The sequence below is a fragment of the Paraburkholderia sp. genome (assembly GCF_026225065.1).
In the GTDB taxonomy this organism is placed as follows: domain Bacteria; phylum Pseudomonadota; class Gammaproteobacteria; order Burkholderiales; family Burkholderiaceae; genus Paraburkholderia.
On sequence record NZ_JAMFSB010000023.1, the window covers coordinates 15,203 to 26,924 of the forward strand.

Annotated in this window: 11 protein-coding genes; 5 read left to right on the plus strand and 6 right to left on the minus strand. The window is 61.5% G+C overall.

Going from position 1 to position 11,722, the window contains the following annotated elements; translation table 11 throughout:
- Window positions 1–54: 54 nt before the first annotated feature.
- The 4 genes from M0954_RS01245 to M0954_RS01260 all read right to left on the minus strand — a co-directional run bounded on the left by M0954_RS01245 (window position 55) and on the right by M0954_RS01260 (window position 3,619).
- The gene (locus M0954_RS01245; protein ID WP_297351191.1) at window positions 55–921 is read right to left on the minus strand and encodes a PTS sugar transporter subunit IIA; all 867 of its coding nucleotides are present in this window, start codon (window positions 919–921) and stop codon (window positions 55–57) included.
- Window positions 922–1,086: 165 nt separating this feature from the next.
- A complete protein-coding gene (locus tag M0954_RS01250) occupies window positions 1,087–1,275 on the minus strand; it encodes a hypothetical protein (protein WP_297351194.1) in 189 nt (62 codons plus the stop codon).
- A gap of 85 nt (window positions 1,276–1,360) precedes the next feature.
- Window positions 1,361–1,654 carry a hypothetical protein gene (locus M0954_RS01255; RefSeq protein WP_122156314.1) on the minus strand — a complete coding sequence of 98 codons (294 nt, stop codon included), beginning with the start codon at window positions 1,652–1,654 and terminating at the stop codon, window positions 1,361–1,363.
- A gap of 717 nt (window positions 1,655–2,371) precedes the next feature.
- A complete protein-coding gene (locus tag M0954_RS01260) occupies window positions 2,372–3,619 on the minus strand; it encodes an NRAMP family divalent metal transporter (protein WP_122156315.1) in 1,248 nt (415 codons plus the stop codon).
- 192 nt (window positions 3,620–3,811) lie between these two features.
- Between M0954_RS01260 and M0954_RS01265 the strand changes: the two genes are divergently transcribed.
- Both M0954_RS01265 and ggt read left to right on the plus strand, forming a co-directional pair.
- The gene (locus M0954_RS01265) at window positions 3,812–4,516 is read left to right on the plus strand and encodes an MgtC/SapB family protein (RefSeq protein ID WP_122156316.1); all 705 of its coding nucleotides are present in this window, start codon (window positions 3,812–3,814) and stop codon (window positions 4,514–4,516) included.
- Between the two features lie 116 nt (window positions 4,517–4,632).
- The gene (ggt, locus tag M0954_RS01270; RefSeq protein WP_297351196.1) at window positions 4,633–6,258 is read left to right on the plus strand and encodes a gamma-glutamyltransferase; all 1,626 of its coding nucleotides are present in this window, start codon (window positions 4,633–4,635) and stop codon (window positions 6,256–6,258) included.
- A 26-nt stretch (window positions 6,259–6,284) separates the two neighbouring features.
- Here the strand turns inward: ggt and M0954_RS01275 are convergent, their stop codons facing one another.
- Both M0954_RS01275 and M0954_RS01280 read right to left on the minus strand, forming a co-directional pair.
- Window positions 6,285–7,022, minus strand: a complete 738-nt coding sequence (locus tag M0954_RS01275; RefSeq protein WP_122156318.1) for a GntR family transcriptional regulator — start codon at window positions 7,020–7,022, stop codon at window positions 6,285–6,287.
- Entirely contained in the window at window positions 7,019–7,984 is a 966-nt protein-coding gene (locus M0954_RS01280) for a polysaccharide deacetylase family protein (protein ID WP_122156319.1), read from the minus strand. Before M0954_RS01280 ends, M0954_RS01275 begins: the two co-directional genes overlap by 4 nt.
- A gap of 282 nt (window positions 7,985–8,266) precedes the next feature.
- Between M0954_RS01280 and M0954_RS01285 the strand changes: the two genes are divergently transcribed.
- From M0954_RS01285 to M0954_RS01295, 3 genes are all read left to right on the plus strand, one after another.
- Window positions 8,267–9,325, plus strand: coding sequence for an ABC transporter ATP-binding protein (locus M0954_RS01285; RefSeq protein WP_122156320.1), 1,059 nt, complete (start codon window positions 8,267–8,269; stop codon window positions 9,323–9,325).
- A gap of 98 nt (window positions 9,326–9,423) precedes the next feature.
- A complete protein-coding gene (locus M0954_RS01290; RefSeq protein ID WP_122156321.1) occupies window positions 9,424–10,719 on the plus strand; it encodes a PotD/PotF family extracellular solute-binding protein in 1,296 nt (431 codons plus the stop codon).
- An 88-nt stretch (window positions 10,720–10,807) separates the two neighbouring features.
- A complete protein-coding gene (locus M0954_RS01295; RefSeq protein WP_122156322.1) occupies window positions 10,808–11,722 on the plus strand; it encodes an ABC transporter permease in 915 nt (304 codons plus the stop codon).

The window sequence follows — 11,722 nt, forward strand, 5'->3', positions numbered from 1 at the left end:
AAGGGCCGCGCTTTCAACAAGACGCGGCCCTTATCGTTTCCTGTCACCTCTTAATCAGGCCGCCTCGTACTCCACAAACAGCTGGCAGACGGCATGCTCATCTTCGCAGGCATGAAGTTGTTCACGGAACTGCTGGTCGCAAAACCGCTCGGCCACTTCCGCCAGCAGACGCAGATGCGCGGTATTGGCCCATTTCGGCACGAGCAGCACCACGATATCGCCAACCGGTTTTCCGTCCGGCGCATCGAAGGCAATCGGCGTGACCGGCCTGACGTACAGCACCATCGCCTCGCGCAGGCCCTTGATCTGGCCATGCGGAACCGCCACGCCCTGACCCAGTCCCGTCGAGCCCATAGCTTCTCGCGCGGCAAGGCCAGCGGTCACGGCGTCCGCAGGCAACCCGTAACGTTGCTGGAAAAAGCGGCCGAGCTCGTCGAACAGCGCTTGCCGGTCCGCTACATCCAGACCGAGCAGGACATGCTCCCGCGACATCAGTTGTGCGATCGCGCTGCCGGCAAGCGCATTCTCGTCCTCGCGAGGCACTGCTGCTTCGGAAGCGTTGATGCGTGGCGGAGACTCGGCGTGCATCAAGCCACGCCAGCTCTCGGTGACCGTATCGGGGACTTCGAACAATTGGCCCAATTCCGCGGTGGGCGCCAGATGGGCAACCCGCTGGATCGCTCCATCGACTGCGGTCTTGGGCAGATAGAGAGAAAGCCGCACGCGGCCCGTTCCGGGCAGTGGCGCAACCCGGATGGTCCACGGCTGGTCGCCGCAGTCGCGAGTCAGCGCCTGGCGTAAAGGCGTGGCGTGTTGCGCGTCGAGCGTGACATGCATCATCACGTTGCGACCCGCTGTGGCGTGGGAGCGGGGTTGTACCCGGCTCTTGCCCGTTCCGAGAAGAGCCCGCAGGCTTGTCATTGGATGCGCCATATCGCGCCTCGCTTCAATTGCTTGATCTCAGGCTACACGAATTGGCATTAAGCTCGCATAAAAATTCATCGACATGGCCCAACCGCTTTTCCCGTCGCGCTCAGCGCGAGCAAACGCGACCGGAAAAGCGGTCGAAATATCATGCCGCCTGTCTCAGAGGCCGAGAATGCGCCGGGCTTCGAGTTCAGCCAACGCGAGCGCAGCATCGGAGCTACGCATCGGCCGGCCACAGCCACGTCCAGTGATCTGTTGCAGCGTCTTTTCGTCACGCGTGGTGGTCACGCGAAGGGCGCCTTTGAACATCTGTCCCGGAGCGGGAAACACGCAGGCCTCTACGGTCATGTTTCCCCTGGATTGTTTGAACGTCATACGATTCCCCATACTGTTGGGCGCAACGCCAGCGGGCGGCACGCCTTGCTGCTTCACCTCAGTGCGCCGCGCCGTTGATGGCGAGACCCGCCGGGCGTGCTTCGAAACGGTACTGAAGATGCGTCGGATAATGCGGATCCACCTCGCGCACCAGCCGGTCGATTTCCCGCCCGAGTTCGCTACAGCCTTCCACCCCGAGCAACTGGGTGGCTTTCGCGATTCCCTCGCCGAACTTCTCGACCATCAGTGCCGCCAGCGCCGGTGTTTCTACGCCTCGTGCGACGTCGCTAAGGCGATGCTCCGCATAGCGCCGGATCTCAACGATCAACGCCTTGATCTCGTCATTTGTCATTTTTGTCAGCCTCGACTGTCGGCCGCCGCGTCGAAGTGCGGCCCGTACGACGTCATCGCCCAGTTCAGCGGCAATGACGCTCCCTACACTTAGAACTCCGAATGCCCTAACGAGTCCATACATGATGTATGTATTTCAGCACACGCCGCGTCAAGAAGCCGCAAAACCGGACAAGGTAGCTGCAAAGATTGTGTAATGGCGCGCAGCGTGTGGAGCGCCCTACATAGCGCCACCAGACCGGACATTCCTATCCTCTTGGAGGTTGCTTTCACGTTACCTCTCTGGCCATCAAATATGAAAGACCAATGTAGTGGCAGCGAGGAGATGAAAGGCTTATGTACGCTGTTTCGGCACATCTGAAAGACTTATGTACAAGGCTTCAAACTATCGTTGCTCTGCTGGGCGAATCATGTTGACTTTCGCTTGTTCGCACGCCTAAAATCCGGGCGTCTTTACAAAAGGGGCTAATGCCTTGGACTCGAGTAGTTGTCGATCTTCGAATAGTTTCGCTGCCTGACCGGCAGGACGCCCGCGCTCTCTTCAATTAGCCGCCGTCTTGCCAGCAGGCAGACGGTGCGCGCCGTAGCAATACACCCCGTGCACCTTAAGCGTCATATGAACGCAGTGGTTACGCACGTCCATATGGCACCGTGTCGCGAGCGCCAACTCGCGGCTGTGTTCGCTCGCGTCTGTTGAACCATAGGCCCGCGCGAGCGTTCAGGACATCCAACCCCAGACTGCGCCGACGATAGCGGCAACACTGACGAGTGCTGCCACGCCTGACACCAGCCAAAGGTAAAGACCACTCGGACGGTGTTGTCCGGAAAGCGAGGTCACGCTAAGGGCGATAAGCAGCCCGACCACTAGCGGCAACATCAGGGCGTTGACTACCTGAGCGGCGACGTTCAATGAAACGAGATTCGGCGCCAGCCAGACAAGATATGCACTGCCGGCGACCGACACGATGTACACGCCGTAAAACCATGGCGCGCCTGTGGGGCGGTCTTCGAGCGAACGCTTGTAGCCCGCGACTTCACCGAGTCCCCAGGCGAGCGACAACGAACAAACGATTGCCGCCACCATCGAGGCACCGAGCACACCCGCGCTAAACAGGAAGCGCCCAGCTTGCGGGCCGACGACCGTAGCAAGCGCGTCGCTGATCTCACCGACGCTCTCGAGCGCATGCGGTTTGCCGTCTCCCGATAGCGTCGCGGCAGCGGCGACCAGCACCGCTGCCGTCAGCAACTGGGTGAGGACAGCGCCCAACGCGGTTTCTGCACGAGCCGCGCCGTAATCTTGTGCCGTGAGTTTTTTATCGGCGACCGCAGCCTGTTGGTAGAACACCATCCACGGATTGAAGGTCGCACCAATCAGCGCAGCGGCCATATAACCAAACTGGCGGTTGCCAAACGGGAGACTTTTTATTTGCGCGAACGCGTTGCGGATATCGGGGTGAGCTTTCCAGGCCACCACAAAGAACGTCAATTCGAAGGCGCCGATCAGGATGGCAGCCTTGTCGACGCGCTTGTGCGAGCCGGTCAGCACCACGGCTATCAACGCGAGCACAGCAAGCGGTAACGTCAGGGAGCGTGACACGCCATACATTTCACCGATGCCCGCTACGCCTGTGAACTCCGTGACCAGCGAGCCGAGCACCGCAATCACGAGGCCCGCGGCGGAGATCCATGCCCACACGGGACCGAAGTTCGAGCGGATCAGTTCGCCATGGCCGCGGCCCGCGAAGATGCCGAGCCTCACCGTGAGTTCCTGGACCATATAAAGCAACGGGATCAGGACAAGCAGCACCACCAGTAACTGTAATCCCCATTGAGCGCCTGCTTGCGCAGCGGTGACGACATTGCCGGCATCGCAATCGGCCAGCATGACAAGCAGGCCTGGCCCCCAAAGGGCAAGCCAACGCAGATTGCGGGAGGTCTTCGGCTTGGGCAGAGATGCACCGGACATGCGTTATGAAGAAAAGCAAAGGTTGAGTTGAACGAGCCCGACCGCGCTTCACGATGCGGCCTGATTTCCACGCATGGGGACATGCGTGACACCGTACGATAGCAGGAGTGTGGCGAGAGTACCGAGAACGCCCCTGTCGTAGCTGATCGAGCAGGCGCTGCGCGCACCCACATACAAGATGAACAGAGAACCATGACACTCGATTTTGTTATCCGCCTGCTTGCCGCATTTTCGTGCGGCATCGCCATCGGCCTGGAGCGCCAGATGCGGCAACGCACAGCCGGGCTGCGCACCATTACGCTCGTCGCAAGCGGCGCGTGCCTGTTCGTTACGCTGGGCGTGTTGACCGGAAACGGCAGCGGGGTCACGCAAATCGCTTCGTACGTGGTGTCAGGCGTCGGCTTCCTCGGCGGCGGCGTCATCATGCGCGACAAGGGTTCGATTCAGGGCATCAATACGGCCGCGACGCTGTGGTGTGCGGCCGCAGTGGGTGTGCTCTGCGGCACCGGACACTACGGGCCGGCCCTTGCCGGGACCGCCATCGTGCTTATTACCAACACCGTGCTGCGCGAAGTGAGCCGCGCCATCAATACCGCGCCGGTGTCGGCGGCTGACCTCGTGCGCGAATATACGTTGACCGTAGTATGCCGCGAGGAGGACGAAATCCATATCCGTGCCGCGCTGTCGAATTCGATGTCGTCGACGCCGCTGTCGTTTCAGAGTCTCACGAGCCGCGACTACGAGAACGATCCGCGACGTACCGAAGTAACCGCGACGCTCAAGCTGCATCCGAAGGATCAACCCAAGCTCGAGCACATCGCCAGCCGGCTGAGCATGGAAAAAGGCGTGTCGAGCGTGAGCTGGCTGGGCCTCGAAGCGGAGCCGACACCGGAGTAAGCATTCAGCCTCGCAAGGCACAGATGCGCTCTATCAGGCCATCCGCACTTTTCCGGCGCTGATGCGCCCTCTATACTCGGGACACAGAACGGCGCCTCTGCCGTACCGGAGTCTCGATGCACAACCCGAAACTTGCCTGCTCCAACGGCGGCATGGTCACCAGTCCGCACGAACTGGCCAGCGCTGCGGGGCTCGATGTGCTGCGCGCTGGCGGCAATGCTATCGAGGCGGCGATCGCGATCGGCGCAGCGCTAAGCGTCACCTACCCACATTTCACCGGCCTCGGCGGCGACGCATTCTGGGTGATCGGCGACCGCAACGGCCTGTTGCGCACCGTGTCGGGCATCGGTCAGGCGGCGGCCGCATTGCCTGAGTTCTCTGGCGCCATCCCTGTGCGCGGCGCCGCAGCCGCGCTAACCACGGCGGCAACCGTCGACACATGGGATCAGGTGTACGCGATAAGCCAGTCTGCATGGCAAGGCCAAACGCCCTGGTCAACGCTATTCGCAAAGGCGATCGACTACGCGTCCAACGGTTTCCGCATCACGCCCTCGCAGCACTTCTGGCAGAGCTTGCGTGCGGGTGAATTGCAGGCACTGCCTGGCTTCTCGAACACGTTTGCACCGGACGGCCGAATCCCCGCCGTCGGCGATCGCTTTGTTCAGCCCACGCTGGCACGTAGCCTCGAGCGCATCGCCCGCTTCGGTGCGCGTGAGTTTTACGAAGGCGAACTGGCCGAGCGAATCGCACGCGGCTTGCAGGAAGCTGGCTCGCCGCTGACGCAAGCCGACCTCGCAAAAACCCGCGCGCGCGACGAACCTCCGCTGCGAGTCGCCTATCGCGGCGGCGAACTGGTGAGCATGCGGCCACCTACGCAGGGCATTACAACCTTGCAAATCATGGGCATCCTTGAACGCTTCGATCTCGGATCAATCGACGAAGGCAGTGCCGACTATTACCACCTGCTGGTGGAAGCGGTGAAGTGCGCGTTCATCGACCGGGACCGCTTCGTCTGCGATCCGGATTTCCGGACTGTACCGGTCGACGCGATGCTCGCCGATGACACGCTCGACGCCCACGCCCACTCCATCAGCATGCAAACCGCGCGTCCCTGGCCGCATGTGTTTCGTCCGGGCGACACGGTGTTTATCGGCGTCACGGATCGCGACGGCCGCAGTGTCAGCGTTCTGCAGACGGTCTACTTCGACTGGGGCAGTGGCGTTGTCGCAGGCGACACCGGGATTCTGTGGCACAACCGCGGCGCATCGTTCAGCACCGACTCCACGCATCACAATGCATTGCAACCGGGCAAGCGGCCGTTTCACACGCTTAACCCTGGCATGTATCTAAAGGATGGCCGCCCGCACCTGTTGTTCGGCACGCAAGGAGCAGACGGTCAGCCGCAAACGCTCGCTGCCGTGCTCACGCGCCTGATCGATTACGGCATGGATCCGCTCAGCGCCCTCGCCCGTCCACGCTTTTTACTCGGCAAGACCTTCTCCGATACGCGCGATGCGCTGAAGCTCGAAGAGGATGCGGGCCCCGACGTATTCGCGGCACTGGCTGCGCGCGGTCATGATGTGAGCGCCATCCCGGCTCAAAGTCCGCTTGCGGGTCATCCTGGCGCGATACGGATCGATGCCGACGGCACCGCCTACGGTGCACACGATCCGCGCAGCGATGGCCGCGCCATGGGCGTTGAAGACGAAAACGACGACGAAGACGGTGCGCCCCGAACGTGATCTGACGGCAAGCGCCCCGCGAGTAGTCAAGCCTCGGTCATCCCCAGCAACTGCCCAAGGCTCTTCTCACCCGGCATGCGCGACGTTTCGATGCGCTCTTCCAGTTCGCGCAGATGCGAGGTCATACGGGCGACCGCGCCCGCTGCATCGCGCGCCTCGATGCAATCAACGATCGCCGCATGTTCGTCGTGCTCGCACGGCGCATTACCCGGCGCTTCGTACACCCCAACAATCAGCGACGTACGCGAAATCAGCTCCGTCAGATAGTTTTGCAGAATCGAATTGCCAGCCAGCGCACCGATGCGCAGATGAAAACAGCTCGTCAGGCGGGCCCACGCCGGTTGGTCGAAGCGGTGCATTGCCTTGTGCTCCTCGGCAAGCTGTTGTCGCAGAGCCTCGATGTCGCGAGCACTGGCCTTCTCCACGGCCAGTTCCACGAGCGTGCGCTCCAGCGCGCGGCGTGCCTCGAAAATCTCGCGGGTTTCCTCGGGCGTCGGCGCAGCGATCACCGCACCCTTGTTGGGCCGCAGGACAACGATACCGTCATACGCAAGCTTTTCGAGCACCCGCCGCACGACCGCGCGCCCCACCCCGAACAACTGGCATAGCTGCGGCTCCGGCAGCTTCGTGCCTGGCGTCAGGCGATGGTCGAGCACGCCGTCGAAGATCGACTGATAGATGCGGGCTTCCACAGCCGTATCGTCTTCGGAATCATGGTCTCTGGTCTTCTGCCCGTTGGCGGCCGCCTTCGATTTCACGGTCATAGTGTTCTCTGATCTGTGCCCGCGTTGCGCTCCACTTCATCCATGTGCGCCACGATGCCCCCTGGCGTGGTCACCCACACGTCACCGCTCGAGCGTGCCGCGGCAATATGCTGAAGCGCCCGGCGCAGATGGCGCAGCCGGTACGGCTGCCCAACCAGATAGGGATGCAGGGCAATCCCCATCACCAGCGCTTGCGGCGCGCTGCCGCGGTTAGCCTGCTCGAGCATTTCGTCGAACTGATCGACGATCATGTCGGCAAACGCACACGCGTCCATCTGCCGGCCCACCAGCATCGGCAAGTCGTTCAGTTCCTGCGGATACGGAATCGACCATAGCGGTGCACCACGCGTCGCCATCCGCACCGGCCGGTCGTCGTGGCACCAGTTCAGCGTGTAGCGATAGCCTGTCTGCGCGAGCAGATCTGGCGTCAGGTGCGATTCGGAGATCCACGGCGAGAGCCAGCCCGAAGGCGCCGTGCCGCTTTGCGCCGCGATCCGTTCGCGGCAATGCACGAGCAGCTCCCGCTCGGCGTCTTCGTCCAGATCGCTCTGGCGGTGCGCGTTGGTGTGTCCATGGCCGATCAGTTCATCGCCACGCGCGACGCAGGCGGCGATCAACTCAGGGCAATGGTCGTAGAGCGCTGTATTGATGAGCGCTCCCGCCGGCATCTCGAGATAATCGAACAGTTCGAGGCAACGCCATGCCCCCACCCGGTTGCCGTATTCGCGCCAGCTGTAATTCAGCACGTCCGGCTGCGGCGAGACCGGACCGAGCGCCGCGCCGAGACCTTCGCCAAAAGCAAAGTGTTCGATATTGAAGCCCAGATACACCGCGAGACCGGTGTCTCCCGTCCAGCGAAACCCGTCGGCATCCGTAATGGGCCGGTAAGGAAAGCGCCCATGCATCGCGATCGGCTCGCGGGCGCGGTCGCGCGCTTCAGGCATGTTCCGTGAGTCTGTCATTTCAAAGAGCCATGAGTGACGGTTAGCGCTCCACATGAACCGGTTTGGCGTTGCCATGCCCCGCAACGGACCGAAGACGCACCGCGATTGCGCAAGAACGGGGCTCCAGATCGTTAGCGATTCGGGCTTTCGATCGTTTGCAATATGTGAGCCAACTTGCAGACGTTAGACAGCGCAACGCGTTGGCGATTGTCGGCGCTGAGTCTACACGCATGGCATATGTCTTGCATTTGAGAGGGTCGCACGCGATCCGCCTGTACCGTTCACGAGGACCTCTTCTTCATGATCCAGTCTGCTTCAACCGTGCTCCACACGGAGGCCGCCGATATCGAGCTGGTGCACGTCTCGAAGCAATACGGCGATTCACTCGCCGTCGACGCGATCGACCTGCGCATACCGGGCGGCCAGTACTGTTGCCTGCTCGGTCCGTCCGGATGCGGCAAAACCTCGACACTTCGGATGATCGCGGGTCATGAGTCGGTCACCGATGGCGACGTGCTGATTGCCGGGCGCAATGTCACCCGCGAGGAGCCCGCGGCGCGCGGCACGGCGATGGTATTTCAGAGCTATGCCCTGTTTCCCCACCTGAGCGCGCTCGACAACGTCGCATTCAGCCTGAAGATGCGTGGCGTCGCAAAAGACGCACGCCACAAGCGTGCCGGCGAACTGCTGGAACTGGTAGCCATGTCCGCCTACGCGGGGCGCAAACCCGCGCAATTGTCCGGCGGCCAGCAACAGCGCGTGGCGCTCGCGCGAGCACTACTGAACCAGCCGCGCTGCCTGTTGCTCGACGAACCGCTCTCGGCGCTCGACCCGTTCCTGCGCGTACAGATGCGTGCCGAACTCAAACGCTGGCAGAAAGATCTCGGCATCACCTTCGTGCATGTTACGCATTCCCAGGAAGAGGCGATGGCGCTGGCCGATCTGGTCGTCGTGATGAGTCACGGTCATATCGAACAGAGCGGCACACCGCACGAAGTCTTCAACCGTCCGCGCACCGAGTTCGTGGCACGTTTTCTTGGCGGCCATAACGTATTCAATACCAACGGGCGTCTGTTTACCGTGCGCGCCGATCATCTGCGCGTGGTGCCGCATGGCGTGACGCCTGTTCAGGCGGCCGCAGGCGATGGCGGTCTCGCGCGGATCGGTGGCGTCCCCTGCACCGTACGTGAAGCCGAATATCAGGGTACCCATCTGCGCATGACGCTCGTGCCACTCGATGGCTCGCCGGAACTCGTCTCGCTGGTGAGCGACGCCGACTACGATCCCGCGCGGCTCGGCCCAGAAGCACGTGTGGTCGTGTGGTGGAACGAGCAGGACGCCCATCCACTCGCCGCCTAGGCCGTCTCTTTTGGGTTACCCAAACCAGGCTTTACCGTTTTTTTCGTCACACCCCACCAGAACGTCATATGAGCAGAACGTCACCTGAGGAGAATGCAATGAGTGAGCAGAACGAGCGCCCGGCCGCGGCCGAACCCGAGCTGACGGACAAAGGCCAGAAGCGCCGCACGCTCATCAAGGGCGCAGTTGCGGCGGCCGGTATTGCCGGCTTCCCCTATGTGCACGCGCAAGAGAAGATCGTCTTGCGCTATCTGGGCACGGCCGTGAACCAGAGCTCCGACATCGCGAAGAAGTTCAAGGAAGATACCGGCATCGAGATTCAATATATTCCGGTCACGACCGACGACGTCGCCAAGCGCATCATCACGCAACCCAATTCGTTCGACATCGTCGACACCGAGTACTTCTCGCTCAAGAAGCTGATTCCCGCAGGCACGCTTGCGGGCATGGACGCGAAGAAAATCAAGCTGGCCGACAAGATCACGCCGGTGCTCACCAGGGGCGAAGTGAACGGCAAGAAGATCGGCGACCAGGGCACCGCGCCGAAGAAGGTGATGTTCCTGACGGGTCCGCGCTCCACCGAGTTTTCTGCCACGCCAACCGAGTGGATGACGCTGATTCCGACCACCTATAACGCCGACACGCTCGGCATTCGTCCCGACCTGATCAAGCGCCCCATCAATAGCTGGGCCGAGTTGTTGAACCCCGAGTTCAAGGGCAAGGCCGCGTTGCTCAACATTCCCGCAATCGGCATCATGGATTCGGCGATGGCCATCGAAGCGATGGGGCACATCAAGTACGGCGACAAGGGCAATATGACCAAGGCCGAGATCGATCAGACCATGAAGATCCTCATCGAAGCCAAGCGTTCCGGCCAGTTCCGCGCCTTCTGGAAAGACTTCAACGAGAGCGTCAACCTGATGGCCTCCGGCGAAGTGGTAATCCAGTCGATGTGGTCGCCGGCCGTAACGAAGGTTCGCACCATGGGCGTCGCCTGCAAGTTCCAGCCGCTGAAGGAAGGCTATCGCTCGTGGGCCTCGGGCTTCGCCTTTCCGCGCTCGCTGACAGGCCGCAAGCTCGATGCCGGGTATGAGTTCGTCAACTGGTTCCAGGATGGCTGGGCCGGCGCTTACCTGATGCGTCAGGGCTATTACTCAGGTGTGCTCGAGACCGCGAAGACGCATATGCAACCGTACGAGTGGGACTACTGGATCGAAGGCAAGGCGGCCGCGCAGGACATTCATGCGCCGGACGGGCAGTTGCTGGAGAAGGCCGGCACCGTGCGCGACGGCGGCTCGTACGACGATCGCATGGGTGCGATTGCCTGCTGGAACGCCGTGATGGACGAGAACATCTATATGGTCCAGAAGTGGAACGAGTTCATCGCCGCATAGTTTTTCACACACCTGTATGGGACAGACTGCGGCTGCCACCACATAACGCGGTAGCAACCGCAGTTTTCCCGACGACGGATATCCCGCCATGGCATCGATCGAGCTTTCCACTCACGCGCAGGATCAACCGGTGCGGCACCGCCGCACGCCGGCCTGGCTGCAGGCGACGCCATTGACGTTGACCTTCCTGCTGTTTTTCATCGTGCCGCTCGTCATCACGCTGATCGTCAGCTTCTGGGACTTCAACGAATATCAGATCATCCCCGCCTTCACACTGAAAAACTACCGGGCGATTTTCGACGGCTGTTCGTCGATGACGGATATGTGCGTCACCTTCAAGACGTACCTGTCCACCATCAAGTTCTGCGTGATCGTCTGGGCAGTGACGCTCATGCTCGGCTTTTCGATTGCTTACTTCCTGGCGTTCCACGTACGCACGACGGCGATGCAAACCATCCTGTTCCTGGTCTGCACGATTCCGTTCTGGACGTCGAACGTGATCCGCATGATCTCGTGGATCCCGCTGCTCGGCCGCAATGGCCTCGTCAACCAGGCGCTGCTCGGCGCGCATCTGATCGATCAGCCACTTGAATGGCTGCTGTATTCGAATTTCTCGGTGGTGCTCGCCTTCGTCCACCTTTTCACGTTCTTCATGATCGTGCCGATCTTCAACGCGATGATGCGCATCGACCGTTCGCTTCTCGAAGCAGCGCGCGATGCCGGCGCGAGCGGCTGGCAGGTGATCCGCGATGTGGTGCTGCCGTTATCCAAAACCGGCATTGTGATTGGCTCGATCTTCGTGATTACCATCGTGATGGGCGACTTCCTGACCGTCGGCGTCATGGGCGGCCAGCAGATCGCCTCGGTCGGCAAGATCATTCAGGTCGAAACCGGGTATCTGCAGTTTCCGGCGGCGGCCGCCAACGCGATCATCCTGCTCGCCGTGGTGTTGATGATCGTGTGGGGTTTGACGCGGGTGGTCGACATCCGCAAGGAGCTTTGA